Origin of the sequence: Microscilla marina ATCC 23134, from assembly GCF_000169175.1 — a bacterium.
In the GTDB taxonomy this organism is placed as follows: domain Bacteria; phylum Bacteroidota; class Bacteroidia; order Cytophagales; family Microscillaceae; genus Microscilla; species Microscilla marina.
This window is the reverse complement of record NZ_AAWS01000011.1, coordinates 197,153-219,326: the sequence shown is the minus strand read 5'-3', so window position 1 is coordinate 219,326 and position 22,174 is coordinate 197,153. Positions and strand designations below refer to the sequence as shown.

The 22,174-nt window shown below is 37.4% G+C and carries 16 protein-coding genes and 1 pseudogene; 7 read left to right on the top strand and 10 right to left on the bottom strand.

The genetic code is table 11. The annotated features are described in order from the left end of the window. Nucleotides 1-7: 7 nt before the first annotated feature. From M23134_RS38025 to M23134_RS12475, 5 genes are all read right to left on the bottom strand, one after another. Nucleotides 8-763, bottom strand: coding sequence for a T9SS type A sorting domain-containing protein (locus tag M23134_RS38025; protein ID WP_002696540.1), 756 nt, complete (start codon nt 761-763; stop codon nt 8-10). A gap of 10 nt (nt 764-773) precedes the next feature. After that, nucleotides 774-1,136 (bottom strand): Imm8 family immunity protein, encoded by a 363-nt coding sequence (locus M23134_RS12490; protein WP_002696538.1) that lies wholly within the window; start codon nt 1,134-1,136, stop codon nt 774-776. A 1-nt stretch (nt 1,137) separates the two neighbouring features. Then, nucleotides 1,138-6,429 carry a DUF6531 domain-containing protein gene (locus tag M23134_RS12485; RefSeq protein ID WP_002696536.1) on the bottom strand — a complete coding sequence of 1,764 codons (5,292 nt, stop codon included), beginning with the start codon at nt 6,427-6,429 and terminating at the stop codon, nt 1,138-1,140. 837 nt (nt 6,430-7,266) lie between these two features. Continuing rightward, on the bottom strand, nt 7,267-8,031 hold the full coding sequence (locus tag M23134_RS12480; protein WP_002696533.1) for a hypothetical protein: 765 nt from the start codon (nt 8,029-8,031) through the stop codon (nt 7,267-7,269). A 317-nt stretch (nt 8,032-8,348) separates the two neighbouring features. Next, complete coding sequence (locus tag M23134_RS12475; RefSeq protein ID WP_045113465.1) at nt 8,349-11,276, bottom strand: CHAT domain-containing tetratricopeptide repeat protein; 2,928 nt, start codon at nt 11,274-11,276, stop codon at nt 8,349-8,351. Nucleotides 11,277-11,411: 135 nt separating this feature from the next. On the opposite strand from M23134_RS12475, the gene M23134_RS12470 reads away from it, so the two are divergent. The 3 genes from M23134_RS12470 (at nt 11,412) to M23134_RS12460 (ending at nt 15,563) form a co-directional block, all read left to right on the top strand. After that, nucleotides 11,412-12,269: a hypothetical protein gene (locus M23134_RS12470; protein WP_045113464.1), complete on the top strand. Its 858-nt coding sequence runs from the start codon at nt 11,412-11,414 to the stop codon at nt 12,267-12,269. Nucleotides 12,270-12,312: 43 nt separating this feature from the next. Next, a complete protein-coding gene (locus M23134_RS12465) occupies nt 12,313-13,317 on the top strand; it encodes a hypothetical protein (RefSeq protein ID WP_002696524.1) in 1,005 nt (334 codons plus the stop codon). 137 nt (nt 13,318-13,454) lie between these two features. Then, a complete protein-coding gene (locus tag M23134_RS12460; protein WP_002696523.1) occupies nt 13,455-15,563 on the top strand; it encodes an ATP-binding protein in 2,109 nt (702 codons plus the stop codon). Nucleotides 15,564-15,713: 150 nt separating this feature from the next. On the opposite strand, the gene M23134_RS12455 is transcribed toward M23134_RS12460, so the two are convergent. Then, complete coding sequence (locus M23134_RS12455; protein ID WP_045113463.1) at nt 15,714-16,595, bottom strand: hypothetical protein; 882 nt, start codon at nt 16,593-16,595, stop codon at nt 15,714-15,716. A 5-nt stretch (nt 16,596-16,600) separates the two neighbouring features. Further along, a complete protein-coding gene (locus M23134_RS12450) occupies nt 16,601-18,454 on the bottom strand; it encodes a type IV secretory system conjugative DNA transfer family protein (RefSeq protein ID WP_002696519.1) in 1,854 nt (617 codons plus the stop codon). A 511-nt stretch (nt 18,455-18,965) separates the two neighbouring features. Between M23134_RS12450 and M23134_RS12445 the strand changes: the two genes are divergently transcribed. The 3 genes from M23134_RS12445 (at nt 18,966) to M23134_RS12435 (ending at nt 20,040) form a co-directional block, all read left to right on the top strand. Continuing rightward, nucleotides 18,966-19,295 (top strand): hypothetical protein, encoded by a 330-nt coding sequence (locus M23134_RS12445; protein WP_002696517.1) that lies wholly within the window; start codon nt 18,966-18,968, stop codon nt 19,293-19,295. Nucleotides 19,296-19,400: 105 nt separating this feature from the next. After that, nucleotides 19,401-19,709 (top strand): hypothetical protein, encoded by a 309-nt coding sequence (locus M23134_RS12440; RefSeq protein WP_002696515.1) that lies wholly within the window; start codon nt 19,401-19,403, stop codon nt 19,707-19,709. Nucleotides 19,710-19,818: 109 nt separating this feature from the next. Beyond that, nucleotides 19,819-20,040 carry a hypothetical protein gene (locus M23134_RS12435; RefSeq protein ID WP_002696513.1) on the top strand — a complete coding sequence of 74 codons (222 nt, stop codon included), beginning with the start codon at nt 19,819-19,821 and terminating at the stop codon, nt 20,038-20,040. 176 nt (nt 20,041-20,216) lie between these two features. On the opposite strand, the gene M23134_RS12430 is transcribed toward M23134_RS12435, so the two are convergent. Next, a complete protein-coding gene (locus tag M23134_RS12430; protein ID WP_157558462.1) occupies nt 20,217-20,615 on the bottom strand; it encodes a hypothetical protein in 399 nt (132 codons plus the stop codon). Nucleotides 20,616-20,870: 255 nt separating this feature from the next. Here M23134_RS12430 and M23134_RS12425 point away from each other — a divergent pair, with 255 nt between their 5' ends. Further along, nucleotides 20,871-21,116: a hypothetical protein gene (locus tag M23134_RS12425; protein WP_002696509.1), complete on the top strand. Its 246-nt coding sequence runs from the start codon at nt 20,871-20,873 to the stop codon at nt 21,114-21,116. A 53-nt stretch (nt 21,117-21,169) separates the two neighbouring features. Here the strand turns inward: M23134_RS12425 and M23134_RS12420 are convergent, their stop codons facing one another. Both M23134_RS12420 and M23134_RS40515 read right to left on the bottom strand, forming a co-directional pair. Beyond that, nucleotides 21,170-21,451, bottom strand: a complete 282-nt coding sequence (locus M23134_RS12420) for a hypothetical protein (protein ID WP_002696508.1) — start codon at nt 21,449-21,451, stop codon at nt 21,170-21,172. 281 nt (nt 21,452-21,732) lie between these two features. Beyond that, nucleotides 21,733-22,164, bottom strand: a pseudogene (locus M23134_RS40515) (DNA adenine methylase); the annotation flags it as partial. Nucleotides 22,165-22,174 lie beyond the last annotated feature (10 nt).

The following is a 22,174-nucleotide window of genomic DNA, read 5'->3' as shown; positions in this document are numbered from 1 at the left end:
TAGCAGATTAGCGTGAAATTACCAAACGTATGGGGTAGCGTTTACCATTCACTAAAACCTCTACTATATATATCCCCACTGCCAGCTTGGTAATGTTTATGTGATATTCAAAAGGAGGCAAGGCTTTTAACGCTCTTGCCTCTATTTTTTCACCTCCCAGCGAGTGTATAGCGAGTGAAAGTTGGTCACTGGCACCTATTCCCTCTATCCTCAATTTGGTAGAAGTATTGGCAGGGTTAGGGTACAGGAAAATGGTTACATTATTTACATAATCAAACAGGACTGCCCTGGTGGGTGAATAGGTACTACTTCCATCCAAATCTACCAGTTTCAAGCGGTAGTAATTGGTACCTGCCACAGGAGCAGCATGCAGGTATTCATACAACACCTTTTGATCAGAGTTTTGGGCTGCTTTCCTTTTGCCCAGTAGTGTAAAATGGGTAACATCTGTAGAATGCTCTACCTCAAAGTGTTTGCTGTTTTGCTCACTAATGGTTGTCCAACGAAGTAAGGCTTGTCTAAGGTTTACTTTGCTTTTTTCAGCAGTAAACTCTAATAAGTTTACAGGCAACGGATTAACCGTATTTTCTGAAATGATGCGTTTGGTACGTTCTCCATTGCTACCATACTCATAGATGATGGTATGATTGGCATATTTCTCTGCTGTGATACGGTTGTTGGCATCTCGCGTTACATCTTGTGCAAAAACGGTGTTGCATAAAATTGCTAATAGAATTATGATTACTTTAAGTTTTATTTTCATGTATGATTTATTACTTGTGTTCTACATAATCTCTAAATTCCCAAAGGCCAATTCTATCTATTTTTTTACCTATTTCATCCCAACTATCTTCTTCAATGCTGTCTATGTATTCGGTTATTGTGTTTATTATTTTGTCTAAATTATACTCAAATACTATTAAGTAGTGTTCTCCAAATATAATATCGCCAGTATTTTGTGTTTTTTCAAGCCAACGAGGTGTACATACTGTCATGCAAAAACTTTCAAAACCAGTATCAGAACCCTGTTCACCGACAAAAACTTGTAACGCAAAACAAAACTCATTCTCAATACTTGGTTTATAAGTTGTTAAATCTATATCGGGACTATGATAATCTATAATTTTAGCCTTCATTTTAATCAAATATTATTTCTAAATGACCATTGTGGGTCCATTTCTTACGGGGAATATCTCTCCGTTCAAAGTTTGCTTGATAATTACCTAAACGTTTTTGTTGAGGATATCTAAATTGCCTTAACTTATTCTTACTTATTAAAATTGTTCCACCCTTATCACCAACTTTTGTAGTGTAACCTTTTCCTACCCATTCCTTTCCCAATCTAATAGCTTCATCAGAATTACTTGTTCCTAGATCAAAATTACCCCTCCCTTTTGCCGCCTGCTCTAAGATCTTTGCACTCCTTCTTCTAAAATAATTCCTAACCGCATTAAGTGTATTTCTTCCAAATTTCCTTAATACTGCTTTTGCTCCAACTATCGCATAATTAGCTCCTACAACTGCAATGACCTTGGCTCCTATCACTATTGCTCCAACACCATCAACCACTGGTAAATAAACCAGCTCTCCTTGTAATTCATCTGGAAAGTCAGGTAATGAACCTTTCAGATTATAGTGGGATATAATATCCTGCGCTTTTTGGGTGTTATTTTTGCTTTGGGCTTTGGCAGATTTTCGTGATAAGCTATTTTTGCCTCTTGCTATCTTTTTCGCTTTTAACCCATCCACATCCACAAAAGTCAAAGGATCATTAAATCCATAATGATAGCGATTCAGCGACTGGGTATTGGTAATACTGGCAGGATAAGAATCTTTGCTAATGAATGCCCCACTGCTGGCATCATAGAATCGAGCACGGATATGATAGAACCCTTTAGATTCTTCCATCACCCCAAACTTACCCAAATAGGTAAAAGGTTGAGGGCTTGAACCTACGTGTTTTGCATGGTCTCCAAACAGATCATAGGCATATTTATCTGTTAGTAATCCTGCCTCATTTGTCAACCCCAAGGTGTGTCCATTGAACGAGTAAGCATAAAAAGATGCCTTGTTGTTTTCGTCCAGTCTCCAACCCAGAGCGTTTGGGGTGTAGATGTAATTGGCTTTGGTATTTCCAGCATTGTCTTGTTCTTGCAGTACTTGCGGCAAACCACTGTTCAAGTCAAGCAAATAACGGGTTTGATTACCTGTTTTCTCTTTTTTTATCCTGTTGCCAAAGGCATCAAAATAATTGTTGGTTGTTATGCCATCCTTCGTGTAGTTGGTAAGCAAATCTGTTTCTCCCCAAGTGAAACTTTCGGTGGTTGCACTAGCAGTAGCAGTTCTTGCTCCCCGTTTATTGTGTGTGTATGTTTTGCTTCCTGCCTGATTGAGCCTCCCATCATCGCCTCTAGTATAAGCCTCTATTGTAGGACTCAATGTTAGTTGTTCAGGAAGGATTGATTGGTCTTTGACAATGCGATTGTTCTTGTCATAGATTAGTAGATGTTGGTTAATAATAGCTCCGTTTGCCTCCCGATTCGCATAACTTGTAATGCGTTGTAGATCGTCATAAGTAATTTTTATAGATGAGCCATTGGAGTTATAAACAGAGTCTAACTGGTAATTGTCATTGTAAAACCTTTTGGCATAATTACCCAACCAGTCGGCGGTTTGGGTGGAAAGGTTGAGTTCATTGTAAATGGTAGTTACTGTATGGGGCAAGGCAAGTGATCCGCCAGGATAAGTTATTGATGTTCGGTTATAGACCTTGTCGTAGGTGTACTCAATGTCTTGACCAAATACGTCATTTATTTGGGTGACATTGCCTACCTGATCATAGGTGAAACTGGTGGTGCCTTGACTATTAGTGGCACTGGTGAGCCATCCATTAGCATCCCAGACAAAGCTCTCATTCTTGCCATTAGAATAAACAACATTGGTAGCCTGGTAATTATCATTTCGGGTAATTGTAGCTGTAATGCCATCTTCATCAGTATAAGAAGAAAGAAAACCTTCTTTATCATAGACAAATGATCGCTTGTAAGGAATACTTCCTGGATATGTTATCAGTTGGGGCAGGTTCTGGGTATTATAAGTAATTTGGGTATTCTTACCGTTGGCATCATTGATATTGGTGATGTTTCCCAAGTTATTTCTGGTATAAGTCACCATACCGTTCATAGGGTCAGTTACTGTAGCAAGCCAACCCATTACATCATAGGTAAAAGTGGTTGTTTGCCCTTTCGCATTTTTGACAGCAGTTACTTGTCCTAATGTATTATAGCTCAAAGAATCGGTATGCCCAAATTCATTGGTAACAGTAAGTAACTGCCGTAGCTTATTATACGTGAAAGCGTTCCCTTTTCCCCGTGTATCTTTTGCCCAGGTCCTGTTTCCAACACCATCATAACCAAAGGTTTGAACCACTACTCCCAGATGATTAGTGATACCAATTAAGCGGTTCAACTCATCGTATCCATAGGTAATATGATGGCCCTCTGCATCAGTAATTTTTGTTAAACGCCCCAAATTATCATAACTAAACAAGGTTTCATTAGCATTGGCATCAATAATTTTCGTCAACAAGTTTCTTTTATCATATTCAAAAAAAGTAGCGTTCCTGTTCTTATCCTTTTGCTCAGTTAAATAACCATTCTCATTAAATACCCGCTGAATTGTTTGGTTGAGAGGGTCTGTAATTTTAGTTACATTATCATAGTTATCTGTTTCTATAAGGGTAGTTTTACCATTTCTATCCCGCACAGAAATGATTTTACCTGCATTATCGTACTGCATCACATAACTTCCCGTAGGGGTGTCTAGTTCTTGCATGTCGCCATAGCTATTGTAGAGAAAAGAATAGGTTTGATGATTTTGGTTGGTAATGAAAGAAGGTAAGCCATTCCCAAAGTAGCCTATCTTAATATTACTATTGTTAGGGAAGTCAATTTGGGTTGGTTTATTGTTACTATTGTAAGTAATGTTTACCGAGTGACTCAAAGAATTGGTGACGGAGACGGGATAATTGGCACTATTATACGCAATGCTTGTAGAGCTGCCCAAAGCATTTATCACCTGGGTGATATTACCCTTTGCATCATAAGCAAACTGGGTACTATCGTTATTTTCATCACTGATTATTTTAGGACGGTACGAGAAGCCATCGTAGGCAATTGCTCTACTTTTACCCAAGTGGTTCTCTATCCTCGTTAGACGATAATAAGCATCGTGATAGTAGATAGTTTTGTACCCCAAAGGATTGGTAAAAGTAGTTGCATTCTCCACAGGGTTATCGTAAGCGATAGTAGACGTTTTATTATACGCATCTAATTGTGCTACTACCTGACCATCACTATTGTATGTATTAAATACTGCGGTGTTCCCTCTGGCATCCTTGATAGTCACCAATTGTGCATTGGTATCATAGTAGTAGCGTACATGACCTCCACGTACATTGGTAGCTTGTGTCAAATAATCACTGCTATTGTATTGGTAAAAAGTGCTTCGTCCAGCATTGTCTTTTACCTGAATGATTCTATCAAGTACGTCATACACCAAGGTTAAATTTCGCCCTTGTGGAAAGATGATATTTTCAAGCCGATTAGTTCCATTACTTGCTGTGCCATAGCCAAAGTAAAAGGCATTGCCTGAAGGAAACTTGATCTCCAATAAATCGCCGAGGTGATTAAACTTATAGGTAGTTCCATCTTTCTTTTTCAGGTAATAGACAAAACTTTGAACATAGAGTGTATCTGTACTGAATAATGGTCTGGCTTGTGAACCTCCACTACCATCAGGAACAAAATACATTTCGTTTCCATCACTTTCATGCAGTGTCCAAAGATCACTTTCAATCTCAAGATAAATATTGAAGCTGTGAGTCCATTTATGCCCAAATCCGCTCTTATAATCAGCCCTTGATTTATAGGTGCGTTGAAAAGGGATTGCACCTTCTATGGTATTTATCAAAAAATCGTTATGTCCCCAAAGAAACTCCCCGGTCAGCATATTGATTGGATCACCATTAACATCAGTAGGCAAACTGGTAGTATATACTTTACCTTTCACCCGTACATCTTGGTTGGTGATGGTTGTTAAATTGGCACATGCTCCATACGCATCAGGGTCTCGATATTTTACCAACACGTTGTAATCACCTGCGTTGGAAATAATAGGCTTGTTGTCTGATTGTAGCGTTACTTCTTCTCCTGGCTTTAAAGTAATGGTTTTTCTATCCAAGTCATCTATAAAAACGCCATTTCCCTGATGCCAGGAAAGATATAAAGTTCCAGAAAAATCTTCTGTACCATTATTCTTAATGGTAGCATGGATGTTTTTTCGATGGGCTTTAATCAGGGGGGTATTGGTTTGCAAGCCAACTTCAAAGGAATAGTTAGAGCAACGGTAGCCACCATCAATACGAGCACTGGATATGCCACAATCATTCACAGCAAACACTTCATAACCATACAAAGTATTGGCTGATGCCTGTGGAGTATAATCATTAATTTCTGTTACATTTTCTCCTACATCACCAATCAAATTACCGTTACGCAATACAATATATCGAGTTGCTCCAAATGATTTACTCCAAGTAATTTTAATGAGGTTGTTATAGGTACCATCAGATGCTATAACACTGGCAGGTGCACTTGGAATACTTGCTTTATACCCACTATCGCTACCAAAGTTACTGGTACCTGACCCATTGCGAGCCCTTACTCTGAATGTTGCAACCGATGTTGAAGCCCCGTAATCATCATAGCTAGTGGCAGTAGTCTTGCCTAGATAAACACTTCCACGATAAACCAAGTATTCTTCAGCTCCACTGGCAGCATCCCAGGTTATTCTTACTTTATCACAATGATTACCATCACTTGCTTGAATATTTGTGGGAACAGGGGGCTTAGGTATTTTCGTAACCTCGAAATCTGCAATTATATGGCGATTGAAAGCACTGTTTGCAGAGTTTACACCGTCTGCTCCTACACAACGTTCACCATTATCACAAGCATAACCTACTGGCTCAATAACCAATGCATAATTGATAGTATTGCCTGTAGCAGGTAAATGATTTGCTGGAATATCAAATGAGATGTTGGAAAATCTACAGTTGTAGCTAAGATTAGCTATTTGTTGAGAGGGTACTACGTCCTTTCTGAGCAAAACAACCTTAATCTTGCACCTATTCCCCATGCCAGATGAAGGGGCAAGGGTTACCTTCACATCGCTGCCAACATTTTCCATTTGTGCCCTCCACCAACGAGTACCTGTGGTGGGCACAGTTTGCGAATAGATGTATACCCCATCTGAGTAATTAATACTTGTAGGGCTATTCTTAATTTCAAAGCTTTGCCCCCAAACCAGAGATTGGAGCGATAGCAAAAAGAATAAAGCTAAAAATGTGGGTAGTGTAATATTTTTCATAAACAAGAACTATTTGATTGAATGAGAGCATTTATACCCTAGTCAATTATTGGCTCTTGTTTTTGTAGATTTTTGCGCTTTTTTTTGAAAAAAAAGTACACAATCAACGTTTCACTGATGTTTGTGTACCTCCTGTGGTTTTCGTTAAATAATTTACTCAGTTATTTCGTAAAACTTAATGCTGCTACTATCAATGAACGAGTTTGCTCATATATCAAAAGGGGCACCATCTCCCCAAGCTTCATCTTTATAAAGAAAGCTATCTCATCGAATAGTCATGATATGGTATTCATTTTTATCACAATTACTTTCAATACTTTTTATTCCAGTATCTTGATTAATAAACTCATTGAGGTGTAAGGAATGATAATTGTTGTCACAAGGTAAGAAATCATTGTTTGTTGAGTCTAATTTTTGAATGGTCACTAATGGTTCACGGTCTCTCAACCACGAAGAAAAAATTTTGATCACTTTTTTATCATTATCATAGATGACTGAATGTTTGTTTTGTTCTCTTCAAACAACTTTCACTGGTTGATGTAGTGAAAACTCTAATCATCGCTTAGGTACTGCGTATGTCGTGTATTCAAAGTGAGCGTTTTCTGATATGCCTTGTTCAAATTGTTCATCAGTAAGAGGTTGTGCCATAAACATTGTTTCTGTTTTAATTACTTCAATTGGTTCTTTCTCATTCAATAGTTTCACAATAAAATATCACATGAATAAACTTATTATCATCACGATAATTAATCATACTTTCTTCATAGATGAAATTTAAATAATAAAAAGGAATAGGCATAATATATATGCCTATTCATAATGTATTGTAAAGGCTAATTACCACAAAAACAGTACATTATAAACTTTTGGTGAAGGGTAGTGACCTGCCATTTTATCTAAGAATGTAGAAAAACTTTCTGCTTTAATCTGATTGTTAAAATGAGGCTTTACATCATCAAGAGGGTCGGTATAGTATATAGTAGAGCCTCTACCTCCACGTTTCCAATCAATAGACCATATAATATAATAATGCCCAATTCGCTTTCCATTACTTTGAAATGTAGACCCAATTGCAATAAATGGTGTTTGTTTCGTTTCTATATGATTAAGCATGTTTTTTACCATAGAAAAGCGACCACTTTCATTATTAGAGCACGAGACACGGTTCTTAGATACGTTTGTGTAATCCCAAGTTTGGGCAAACCACTCCAAGTCTGTAATATAAGCACCACAAAAAGGGTCCGGTGAAGAATGGCATTTTTCTTTACATTTATCTTTTACTCTTGATATTTTATTTTGAGTTACTTCATAATCCCTGCCTTTGGCTCTTGCAATGGCTCCAGTTGTTAAGACATACGAGGCCCAAGAGCATTCATTATATCCCTGCCGTAGATGTACATAAGCATCTTTATAAACAGGGTTTACCCGATAAAATTTACTCGGTATATTGTTAGAGGTTTGTGCATCAAGTACACTACTTTTTAACTGATGGTTGATGTTTTGTAGGTTTGATTTGGTTGGCTTTACTACTTCAGTATTAGAACAACTCTCTAAAGTGAGTAGAACAACAGCCAATAACCCCATTTTCAAAAATAATTTCATTTGTTAAGATATTTTGTAGTTAAAATAGATGATTTCATGATTGGTTTCTCCTACAGTTTTCCTTCTGGAGATGCCACACTCATCTAATCAGTGTGTTATCCAAACATACATTTAGGTTTCGTTTTTTACCATAGGTACAGGTTGAGTTATGAAGTCTCACCATTGTTTTCATGTACCTATCAAAACCAAGCTTCCATTTTTGTAAATTTTTGACAAAAAAGTCAAAAAAATTAGTGTAGTAAATAAAAAAAACAGGCAAACCATTGATACACAATAGCTTGCCTGATAATCATTAGATCGCAAGAGTAAACCTATACTCAATCAAAAACTTGCTGCGTAAGCCTAAAAGCAGCCCAGTAGTAAGGCGGATAGGTGGCATACGTTTGTCCTTTGGATTTGATTTTATTGTGTAGCAAATACCGCTTGGCAAGACTAAGTGCTTCGGCTTCCTTGTGGCCTTGGGACAGGTATTCATAAAACTTGATCATCAGTTCGGCGGTGGCTTCGTCGTGAACTGCCCATTGGGTATGAACCACTTTGGGTACTCCCATTTGAAGAAATGCCCTATGCAAAGACAACATGCCTTCAACTCCAATATCTAGCCCTACTCCTGTTTCGCAAGCACTCAACACTACCAGATTAGCAGTAGCCTTTCGCATTCCCGCAATATCGCCATAGTAGGAAATACCATCCAAAGAATCTATTTTGGAAGATTCTGGGTACAAGAATAACTTACTCAACTCAAAACTTAACGTAGAAGAAACCGCATGGGTAGCCAAGTGAACAATTCGTGTTGGTTGGTGGAGGCTGGTTTTCAATCTGCTTTCGGTAGCACGTGCCCCTTTCCAGGTTTTTATTCTTTTTGCCCCATATTTTCTCGCTAATACTTCCTGGCACTTTTGTATTTCTCGTTCGGTGTGAGGCAGGCTATCCAGACTTGCTACTTTGCTAAAGTGGCGTAGTTTACGAATCTTTTGCATCTGCCCTCGATTGGATGCCGCTTTTTGTGACTTGCCAAAGTGTATGGGTGCCAGAAACTGAGCAACCAAGTCACTCTTTTGCCTTTGAGATGTCTTGTTTTGTTGAGGCTGAAGATAGGATAAAGAAGGTGCGTATGCAATGGTGTAACGATTGATCAAAGAATATTGCTTGATGTTGGCTTGTGCTTTTTGAGTGGTATCATAAGCCTGTAATAACGCTTCAAAAGGAATCGCCTCATACTGACTTTGTGAGGGTAAGATTATGAGTGACGTAATATTTTGGGGAAGCATTTTTGCTACTGGCTTAAAAATCAATTGGTAAAGTTGATGACTCGTTTTTGCCCAATTTCTCGTCATTCGCTCTCGTCCTTTTTGGGTATTTGTGAGGCTGTTGTTGAATGCATTAAATTTTTTTCTTAGCTCTTTGTCGTGCTCCCTTATGTATTCAAACCCAGGCGTGAGGTTTTTGAAGGTTAAGGTGTTTTTAGTAGTCACAAATACTAAATGAAGGTTTGAGGTATACGAAACCAGTGCCTGATGAGGGAGCAACTGTTGTTGAATTTTAGTAAGTGATAGATGAGTCGTTTGGCTAATTAACCGACGATATGCGGGATAGTTTTGCCTAAGGTATTCTTCATGGTCAGCAAGTAAGGTGCGATATTTACTGACACTATCCATTGCCTGTAATCTTTCCAACGTGCCTGGTGTGGATAGAGCTACTTGGCGTGCCTGAAAGACAGCTTGTTGCTGTAAAAACACTGCTTTTTTTTGATTCTCAACGGGTAGAAGCGCTTTCCTTCTGAGCACTTTACTATAGATATTTTTCCAAAGTGCTTCTTTTTTACGTTTTTCAATGACTCTCAGCACACGCTCACCCATTTGTTGTAGCGTGTCTTTAGGTAAAATCTGTTGATATTGCTGAAAAGCACGAGTTCTTATGTTAAGGTAGGAAGATATGTTTTGGCTTAAAAGCAATTGATCCCTTTCAAGTACAGTGTTTACAGAGATTTTTTCCAATAATTTTTCAAGCATTTCAAGGCTTTGCCAGGCCAAATCCAAGTATTTTCGACGAGTTTGTGGTGACTTTGCATAGTGCTTTACTAAATAATCTGCTTTGCTGCATAAAATAGAGAGAATAAGATCATCCACATTTTCCTGTAATGCCAGTTTAACGAGGTTGGGTGGTGCAAAAATATCTGTAGAATAAACTCCAGGCATAACATGTACTAATGCCTTTTGGTACAAGCTGATACCATGAGCAAAGTTTGGGCGAATTGTACGCCCCTGCACAAGTCCTGCATACCAACTAAAATATGCCAATGGAAACCTGCTATTCACCGCATTTGTTTCCAAAATATTCACTCCTTTCAGGATAGACTGAAAAGCACTATCAATAAGTGGGTTGCAAGCTTTGTTGATTAACGAAAGATTACCCCCAAAAGCAGATACTTTACGAAGCGAGTCATGTACCTCTGCATGACGCATTTGCCAACCACTTCCAATATTTCCCCACATGATGCCAACTTTAGGGTGAGTAGGTGTCAATGCTTTCTTATATAACTCTAAGGCTCTTTTATAGATTTTGATCCCTTTTGTACGGCTGAATTTATGCTTTTTTTGATCCCCCTTAGTAAGCAGCCGGGCCATATTAGCATAACAAAGTCCCTGGATATGGTGCATCAATGCATCTAAATAGATAGAATAGTGATTCTGAAGCAGTTGTGCCGCTTTTTTGATACGTTCCAGTGCTTCTATGTACCGTTGCTTTTTAGAAAATATATAGGCTACCCGCAAATATGCCCGAATTACTTCTTTGGGTTTAGTTGTGCTGAAATGCTTTTGTCGTAAAGCCAATGAACGATTGGCACACCATAATGCTTTGTCTAGACGTCTTCTGGTTTGTCTTTGATAAAGTAATGCCTGATACTCCAGTACTCTACCCAAAAGCAACGGGTAGGCTACTGTACTACTTTCAAGTTCTTGGAGTAATTCACGGGCTTTTCTGTATTGACTACTTTTTATCCAACAAAAGGTTTTTTCCACTTGGCAAAAGAGTTTGGAAAAAGGTTGCTTATTTTGCTCGAAGTTTTTGAAAGCTTGTTGGTAATGCGGAATGGCTTGGATAAACAAGCCTTTTGTGACTAGCTGTTGCGCTTCCCTAAAAGAAAAGTTGCTGGTGAGTCTTGCATCTTGGTAATGGTACTGACCATAGGTAGTGAAAGAAAATACTACGCATAGATAACACAGAAGTAGGAGTTTCTTCATAGCTTATAAGATAAAATAGTATAGTGAATCAGGAAATTTTAGTCAAATGTAAAAAAAGTAGGGCAAAACTTACAAAAACAGCCAGGTTGCTTTGATAAGGAGATAGTACAAGCTTGAACTGAACTAACCGATTCTATGCCACAAAACCCTAAGGAAATATTTTGGCTCACGACTGATGTAGTCGATAACGATCTGCTTATGGCCTCCACTTGGACACAAGGATGGGACGCTTTAGTTGCATTTGTAGCCGAGTGTAATCAACCTCAATGCATGAACTGTAAAGTCTACTTTTCTGTGTTGGAGCAAGAGCAGAAATTAGACATAATGATGCGTAAAAAAGCTCTAGAGATTGAAAAAATATATAAATGCTATCCAATATTGCAGGCAGATAATTATTATGGGGATTGGAAGGGGGAATACCGTTGTCCACCACCTAAGAAAAATGGTAAACCTCGTACACCAGGTATCACGACTATAGCAGATAAAGCCAAGACAGTGGAACAACTCATTATTTTGCTCAAAGATTTTGCGAAGAAAAGAGCAGCTAACCTGAGAAAAAAGTTTAAGGTGTATTACTATAAGGAAATGTATAACTCACTTGACGTGGCACAGGAAAGAGCCGATATAGACATTGAATATAACTTAGACAAAGAAATACTCATGGAACAATTTCTTCAAAGCAGCATGGCAATAGATAAACAAGCTGTTTTTGCTCATTTGGTAAGAGTAAATCCAATGAGGTTACTCAAATACCCCGAATTATTAGCTGAGGTAAGTAAAAGACCTGTGAATAAAGATACAATAGCAAGCTTGCGGATGCTCATTCAAAATACTCCTGAGGATGATATACGGGGTGGGCAATTTATTAAAGCTATCAATGGCTTATTTGGCTTAAGAAAAGATGACATTAATAATTGGTATCGCAAGGACAAATTTGAGAAGCACAGGAATACTTGGTACAAAAAAATTAAAGACTGGCTTTACTCAAGATAGCCGTGACTATGTAAAACGATCAACTACGTAACTTAAAATTTATATGAAAAACAATCTATATAACCTTCGTTCTTCACAAAAACTAATCAAAGACCTTAACCAAGCAGAAATTCACGTCTTGGGCAAACAACTCTATGAAAGTATTCCTGAAGAAGGTGCATCTGATATAACTATCCGTTTTTTGGCAGAATGCTTTGTATACCAAAAAGAACACCACCTGCCCAAACCACTACTGCAATACCTTAAAGACAACCCTGCTGAATTTGAAAGAGTAATTGCCTGCACCCAAGCACTGGGCAATCCTCAAAGTACTACCCTGCAAATACCTACGTATGCCCGAATAGCCGCAGTAGTTCTTTTTGCTGTTGGGTTATTCTTTTTGTGGCAGTTATATTTCAAGGGCACTAGCAACAAATCTCCACAAAACACCATTACTCATAAAAAAGTAGATTCTACACAAACAGATACTTTGAAAAAGCCATTGATAACCAATGAGCAAAAAGAAAAATACCATACTGATTCGGCAAAGCTTATGCCCTCAAACCCTCATGTAGCTCAAAAGGAGATTGTGTCCAAGAGCCAAAAAGAACAATCAGCCATATTTGATAAATACATTGCCATGAAATCTAGGTTTGAGGATATTGGGGTACGTTTGCAATACAATGGTAAGGCAGTAAGAAGCAAGAGTGCTAACAGTAAAAAAAGGATTATACCTGTTACCATACAAGCGCCTAGTATGGTTAGCTGGCATCCTGTAAAAGAGCCTGTTCAGTTTACGGTCAAAGCAGCTACTCTGCTGCCTGACACCGCCCAAATGTTCATCCAGATAGAAAACTATGAACGAGAACCAGTAAAACTCATTCCCCTAAAAAAAGTAGCCCCTCAACAATGGCAATGTACCTGGCTCACTACCCAACTAGGGCTATACTACTGGCAATTTAAACGCTACAAAACGCATGACCCTCAACCTACGGGAAAAATTTATGTGGGAGATAAAGCCTTGATTAAGAGGTTGTATGTGAGGTTTCCTGGGTTGGGGGGTAGTTAAGTCGCTAATGAATGTTTAAATATCTTGCTAATATTTAAACATATTATTATAAACTCCCATAAATCCTTGAATGTTTAGTTATAATGTAAATTATATTAAGTATATTAATTGCAATTATAACAATAATTTCATCATTTATGGGAATCATTCGACCAGAAGTAAGAAATAAGCATTTAAAAGATTTTCCACAACATGAAGAGTTACTAACACCATTTTTGAAAAGTTTTTTTGTAACAAGAGGTGCTAAGAGACAATTTTTTCGAAAGCAATCCAAAACAGAATTATTTGAGTTTTTTTTAAGTCCTGAAGAAAATACAAAAGAAAAGTTTGGGTTTAATTTAGAATTACTCCTAATCTATTCACCACATAATGAAATGGCAGCTAGAACTATTCAGGCTGTGGAGGAAGTTTATGAAGGATACCCTGCCAAAGGAAGGGTTGAGACACTTGTATACATATTAATTTCAGAGAGTACAGATGTACACAAGTGGCTTAAAAATTACAGCTCAAGCCAAAGATCACGTGAGCCAAGAATAATAATTGCTTTTTCAGCTAGTGAACTAAGACAAAACGCTAGAATTTCTAATTATATAAATAACAAAATAAGTGAACAATTTTACCAGAGAGACTTATTCGACTTTTCCCTCCCCCTAAAAGAAGATGCCTATTTTTTTGGACGGGAAAGATTACTTACAACCTATTATGATGCGGTTAAAAAGTCCGAAAACAGAGGGTTATTTGGTTTAAGAAAAACAGGTAAGACTTCCTTCTTGTATAAACTTAAAAGGACTGTTGAATTTGAGAAAAAGGGAGTGATTTTATTTTTCGATTGCAAAAACCCCTCAATAAAAAAATTAAGGTGGAACGAATTTTTAGGCGAGATTTGTAACACTATATCTGACAGAACTGGAATAAAAATCGCTGCTAAATCTAAGAAATACACAGAAAAGAAAATTGCAACTACATTTAGCAACCTTATAAAAAAAGTTGCCGAATTAGAAGATAACAACAGGGTAGCGCTAATCTTCGATGAAATAGAGTATATATCTTTTCTGAATGAAAAAGAAGAGCATTGGATTGATGATTACATCGATTTCTGGCAAACGATATGGTCTTGTCAAAGTGAGCACAGAAACTTAGTTTTTTTTATAGCGGGCCTAAACCCAAATGTATTAGACACAAATAGAGTTAAAGGAGTCCAAAACCCATTATTTGGGATAGTATCGCCTGATTATCTGACAGGTTTTACAAAATCAGAAATGAAACTCATGGTTTCATCATTAGGCAAAAAGATAGGATTGGATTTTACAGATACAGCCTTAAATTATTTATATACTCAATATGGTGGACATCCTCACCTCACAAGAAAATCATGTAGTTGGATTAATAAAGATTATACAGATCAAGCTATCCATAAGCCCATTACAATATCTGACAACGATTTAATAAAGAGTCAAGAACGAAGAGATTTAGACCTATCTTATTACAGTGGTCATGTTGTTGCGGAACTTTCAGATTTTTACCCAGATGAATACACTATGTTAGAAATGCTTTCTAGTGGAGAAATTAGAGATTTTATAGAATTTTCAACAGAACCAGAATTTACCAAGCACTTAATGGGTTATGGTCTTTTGAAATATGACTCTCACAATATGCCTAAGATAACAATCCCAGTGGTTGAAAAACATATAGGCCTAGAGTTAGCAAAAAAAGAAGGCCGAAAAACGATTTTGCGTGTAATAACACCTGATCAGCGTGAGCTATGGCTACCTAAACGAATAGATTATATAATTAAAGATTTTCAGTTGCTGGTAGATTTAATAGATAATGCAGGACAACCTTCTCTATTTGGGAAATTCTCATTTCCTGAAAGTAGCAAATTCTCGAGGGTTGAAGTTTGTGATACTGAATTAAAGTTTGAGAACTTTATAAACACTTGTTTTCAATGCTTTGTTGAAAGTATTGAAGTTTATGGAAAACCTGATAAAAAATACTACAGGGATACAATAACTCCACAATATCCAAGTCTAGTGCATGCACTTGAAAGAATTAGGGTTTACAGGCATAATTACCATCATCTAAAATTATCTATGCCCATAACCAAAGATAAATTAGTAGATTATTTAAAGGCCGATCTGGAAAGTCAGAAGCCAAGCCAAGTAAAAGATTTACACTTTGTATTACAACAGTGCGTTTTAGATAACTTATTAGCAGGTTTACAAGTTGAAATTAATAGATTAACATAATCTTAAACATTGACATCTGAGGTGATTTTAAAACTTATCTGCTAAATGATATTGTTTGAATATTTTGGAGAGTACAGCTTGAACTTACTCTCCAAACTTAACTATCAAAAGTCAATCTTTCCTACCTGAAAGAATAGAAAATCTCCCCTCTCAATACACCCCCACTTCCTCCCCCAACAAATTCACCCATCCCTTGTCAAAAGGCTGCTCCAATACACTTTGCAGTGTTTTGGTCAAAAAGAACTCTTTGACGTTAGTAAACTCGCTTTCCTGATTGGCTCGTTTGATCACTGCTTTTTGCAAACCTTCATGCTCAAAAACACAGAGCACCCGATGGGCATAGGGCAACCCATACTGCTCACTCACGCTTCCAATCTCAATGGCTTCTACGTGTTTTTTGAGTTGTTTCAGGGTGCGGAGCGTATCTTTACCGTCATACATTTCTAAGCAATACAGCTCTTGTGCACCATCAGGTAGTAAAATCATTAATACCCCATCGGCAATGAGGTATTGTTTGTTTTTAAGGTTGATCTTGGTTTTAGCACGCATATTTTTATCTATTCGGTTGTTGCCTACCTTATCAAAATAGCGATCAAAAAACAGTACTTCTATCCCACTTTCCTTTGCCCAATTACTTGCCCTGATATGGCAGTCGATGGTATATTTTCGGTGGAAGTAGTCTTGATAAAACAACGAATTGTTGTTAGTAGGTAGTCGTATATCTTCTGGGGAGTAACCCAACTCTTCAATCAACAACTGTTTGCCTTTTTTGGTCAAAAAATGAATGCTTTCTAACCTCCCAATTTTGGGGATCGAGCCAAAATTTTCGCTGTCCATTAGTGGTTTGGGCAAGCCCCGCAAAAACCGAATTTGGGTATTAATGTTTTTTTCGTGAGTCATCACCTCCAGGGTCACCATTTGCGAACTGGTCAGAAACTTGTAAATCGCCAGTGATTCCAAAATCTTGGTTTGCGATACTGTCAGAGCCTTGTAGTAATTACTTTTCGTCTTCTTTATTTTGATGTTGTTCATTGCTGTTAGTTTTTTGATTTTCGGAATGAGTATTTAGGGGCTGGATTAGGATCATTGCCTTCACCATTTGTTGTTTTCTTTCTTAACGAATACTTGGGTAGAGGAGGTTGTTCTTGGCTATTTGTAGGGGTTTCAGAACTATTTGCAGCTTCTGTTGTCGCATCCTCTTTTTTCAATAATACCTTGGTACGATAATACCCTTGGTCAAGCAAGTATTGTTTCAAGCCCATTTGATCAGCGTGTGACAATGAAAATTTGGCTTCATTGGTAGCCAAAAAACTGGGTGAACGAAACACAAATGCAGGAGAGTCATCCACCTTAGCACAGAAATGATATTTACGCATGTCTTGTAATATGTCTAAGGAGGTTTGCATTTCTTGCGCCATCACTTTTAAGGTTTTAGGAGAGTTACTTCCTGCTATTTTTACTTTGGTATTAGAAAAAATAGCATCTTTTAAACGGCTATCTTCAATTTGGGCTAAGTTCTGATTGGCCATCAACAAGAACACCTTATACTTTCGGGCTTCGGTCAGTATTTTTTCAATACTAGGGGAGAGATAATTTTGGCACTCGTCGATAAAAACAAAGGTAGGGATTCGTTCGTTTTTGGCTTGATACTCTCTTCGTAGAGCTACGTTTTTAATCATGGCAATCAGTAATCGTCCAATAGCTTGTGAGCTATCTTCCCCAATTTTACCCTGCGACAGATTGAACAAGATAATTTTCCCCTCGTCAGTCGCTTTTGCTAGGTCCAAAGTACTTCGCCCACAGGTAAACTCAAAAAATGTGGTAGTGCCTAATAGCTTCAACAGCTTTGTATAAATAGACTGTTTGGTAGTTTGATAGCCCGATCCTTTTCTGAAAGCTGATTTGAATAAATTTTTGTGTATAGGATTAGGGCTTTGCAAGCCAAGTTTGATCAAATCATCGTTTTCTTCATCGTTCATAAACCGTTGCAACTCCGCAAGGCTGCTCCCTTCTTTACGCAATAAGGTGGCAATACAAGGAATGAGTACCGCTTCCATTTGGGGAGACAGGCTACTGCCTTCAATCAGTTCCGAAAATGCCTTGGCAATATTCTGACTATACAAATCGATGAGTGGTTCATTTTGCCGTTCCTCATTGGGTATATCAAAAGGATTGAGCACAGGGGTAAAGCCTTCTTCATAAAATGGATCAATATAAATCAAACGATGGCGTTGCTCTTTGTTGAGGTAAAAATCGCGCATATCTTGAGCCAACTCTCCATGTGGTTCCATCAAAATCAAACTGGCTTTGTTTCCCGTAGTGTAGGTTTGTTTTTGCAAATGATAGAAGAGTGATTTCATCAGTTCACTTTTTCCGCTACCAGTATTTCCTACTACATATGCATGTTTTGCTAGTTCATTTAGGGGAATTTCTGCGGGAAACTCTCGGTTAAAAAAATGAGTAGGTGGGCAATTATTTAGTTGTGACAACAGCAACAGGTAATCTTTTTCCGTAGGATCAAAACCTTGTGTAAGAGCTTTACGATGTTCCTCTTGATCGATCATCAACACTTCAAAAATAGGATACCAGTCGTGGGCATCAGCGGCGATGCGAGCACTGAACAAACTCAAATACTCCTTGAAGGTAAAGCCTCGCTTTTCCATCCACACAGCATACTCAGTAGAATAACGCTCTACTTGATCACGTTGTGCCTCAATATAACTCACCCATTTTTCCATCCATTCGAAGATAAAATTGCTCAGAAATTCGGCTTTGGTATACCCTAACCGAATAGTAGTATCTAAAGAAAGCATCCATTCCCATCGCTGTGAAAGTATTTGCTGAAAAAAGATGTGCTCAGGAGCATCTGTATTTACTTTATTAGTATTCATAAGTCTGTATGTTTTTGAATATGTTTTAATGATGTTTTGACTACTCTTTACCCTATGTTTTTGACTATCCCTTAGTGCCCTTACATAGTCTATGATTATCAGAGAGTTACAACTCTTTTCTTTATTCAATAATTATATGAAGTAATACTTACTCATTTACTACATTTCACTTCGTTACATTTCGCTCATTCGTTCTTATTACTTCATATAATTTATTTTTCCTTTCTTTTTTTATCTCGTTGGGTACCAGGGAAGTGTTGCAATAAGATAAGTATTTTTGAGGTAAAAACTTTGGTAAAATATATAACTTTTCTTCGTTTTTAATTTTGATTTTCAGGAAGGAAAACTAGCTAAAAATATTATATCATCTTTTTGCAATCTGCCTTAATAAACAACCTACTTAGGCTTGAGACTAAAGGTTGTACCTGTATTATAAAGTTATCCAAGGGAGAAGAAAAATGGCTGACTTCTTCTATGGATAAATTGCTTTATTTATTACTGGTTTAGACCAATGCGTTTTAAAAAGTTTAGCACAATCCCACGTAAGGCAAGCATTGTGGGGTTTCGGAGTAAAAGACTTACGATTAATTATTGCTTTGCTTCCAAAAAAGAGAAAAAAACCTTCTACGAAAAACTGGATAAGCAGGAGAAACAAAAAATAAACTATTATCTCCACCAACTCAGACAAATGAATGGTTGCAGATTAGCTCGCTTATACAAACAAAAGAAAAAAAGCTATCAGCAGATGGGAGTCAATACTGAAAGCTACAAGGTATTTAAGAAAGATACTTTACAAAGGGCAAAGGCACACATCTCAGAAATTAAGCAACTTCTCAGATAGTGTAACCTCTGGAAGGAGCAACAATGTTGCTCTTTCCACTCTCCCTTGTAATCATTCGGTAGACAAAAAGCAACGATAAATATTTATTCTTTGACAAGATAACCAATGACAAAGCAAACATTGTCTACAATTCCTTCACGGGTGCGTATCATTACCATAGATCATAAAGAAAAAATTGAAGTCACTTTTCGTAAAGCCACACCAAAAGAGCAAAAACACTTTGAGCAAATGCCACTCTCTGAGAAAAAACAATTTAGTGTGCATTTGTATAACATCAAGATGATGATGGTTACCAAATCACTCAAGGGAAGATACGAGTTTTTGAAAAGTGCTTTCAAGGCGTTCAACCTTACCGTGGAAACTTATGAAGAGTTCAAAAAAAGAAAGCTCAGGGAGGCAGACGAGCAAATCTGAGCAATTAAGCAAATCCTCCACTAAACTCTAAGCAAGAAAGGACAAAAACAATTGAGCGTTGATTGTCCCTTCTTGCTTTCACCCTATTTATTCAATCATAAGAAACAAGATGGAAAGGATATACTTTGCACCTTTGCTCAACAGTTATGCAACGCTTGCTAAAGAAATGGACATTAGTAGCCCTGAGCAAGTAAGGGAGCGAGATATAGGTATCAAAGCACCCAGACAAGCCAAAAGCCAGAAAAAAATTATCGCAATGCTTCGTGATAAAAGAGATAAATTGGATCAGCTTATTCAGGAGTGTGAAGCATTATGGGGCATCGAAAAATAACTTGTAAGTGGCAAAGGTTAACTTATCGTCAAGGTAGATTTAATCTTTGATATAATAAAAATGAACTATATGTTCCTATCACTCACCAACGGAAAAACATACACTTTCCGTCAATTCAAAAAAATCAAAGGGCATAGACGAAAAGTTATAACGAGTAAATAACAAAAAAGGAGGGGCTACTTGAGCCTGATCTCCTTTTTTTCTACGTTGTCCCGTATAGCAATTTGCTTGTATTTTGTGGCTACTTCCGTAGCCTTAGCCAAGGATTTGGTGCTTGTACCAAACCAAAAATAAATGTATCCTGTTTGGAAATCTTTCAACCCACCCATTGCAATATTCTCAAACGGGATTTTTTTGTAAAAGTGTCCAAATCCAAATTCTGGTTCAAGGTATTCGTATAGCAACGGGTAATTAGCTGTGCACATTATGATATAACGGTGCAGTATTTCGCCTTTTACCAAGCCTATAAAACCTTCTAAAAAATCGTTTTGTAGCATATCCAAAAACTTTTCTTTCATCAAGTGTCTTGTGCAAAGAATAAAAGCTAAATTGTTAATGATCAGTTCTGTTGCCATCTTTCTCTATGACAACAGTAAATTAATAGCTTTAGCATAGTCGATTGCAAGTCGATGTTATACTTTTTTTCATTATTTAATATAACTTTGACTTGCAATGAGTAAGTGAATTTGTATAAAGATAATGGAAAGAGAGACAGTAAAATTTTAGCAAATAACATCACACCTATGAAAGCCAGCAAACCTTGAATAACTGCCAGCGTATGCAAAGCCCTGCTCCACAAAATCACTTGATCAAGCCCTCAAAGCCTGAAAATGATTTTCTACAAGCAACAAAAGAAGCTTTCCAATCTGGACGATGTAGTTACCTATATTTTGGAAAACCAACACAGAATTCACGGAGCTACCCCACCAGAAAAAACCGCAATGGAAATACTCAGCAGACTTTTTAACCTCAAGCCCAGTAGCGTCTATGCAGCACTTTCCAGACAAAAGAAAAGTATTAAAAACTTAGATGAGGTGATTGATTTTATAAGGGAGAATAAAAGGCGTATAGTATAAGCAATTCAAATCAAAAAAGCACATCAGTAAAAACTGACATACTTTGGTTATGCTTAGAAAAAATCACTTGGCTTTACACCAAATACCTTATAGAAATTGGTCTCATTATCATCTGATGCGATGGTGCCTTCGTCTTTATTTTCAACATCTTCTTCCTCCTCATCTCTGGCATATTCTGCCAAAGTATCCGCATACATTCTGAACCACATCGGATAGTTATGCTCTGTCAGAAGATCAGTAATATTGAGCCCATACAAAGTTACTTCACCGCTGGTATCTACGACCAGTTTCAGGCTTTTTCTAAACTTCTTGGTTTTTGCTTCTGGATTGCTCATAAGGCATTTAAATTTATGTTTTGGTGAATATTTAGAAATAAAAAAAGTAGCCCGTAAAAGAGCTACTCCAAAGGATAGTTTGCCGTGAGGACTTCCGTTTTGGGTTTAGTGTGTTGCTTGATACGAATAGTAGTGTCAAGGCTCTTTTGCTCCCAACCATACCTTTGTTGATATTGACTCAATATATTGCTAGGGTAACTTGATAAAAGGAAATTTCCTTTTATATCCGAAAGCACCTCTAATAGCTCTTGAAAATCAGCTTCAGTATAGCCTTTGTAATGTCATTGATTGGCATTAAAATAAGGCGGATCAACATAGAAAAAACTCTCTTTAGTATCACGTTTTTGAATGACCTCCAAAGCATTTCTGCAATCTAAAGACACAAACTCAAGCCTCTCAGTATAACAATGAGCAAACCTTTCTCTCTTGTAAAAACTGGTTTTAGCTGATTGATTCCTTTTTTTGGAATAAGACCAACCAGCCCCAATATTAGAGGTAAATGATTGATTTGTTGTAAGCCAAAAAGCCCAAGCCCTATCTACCTCACTAAACAAATGAGGATGTTTATAGATCACCAAGGCATCGTCGTAGAGCTTTTTACTATGCAAACTTGCTTTTATACGTGCTTGTAATGCCTCAAACTGAGTTTTTGCGGTTTGATAAAAGTTAATCACTTCTCCATTCAAGTCATTCAATACCTCTACCGAAGAAGGAGGCTTTGCC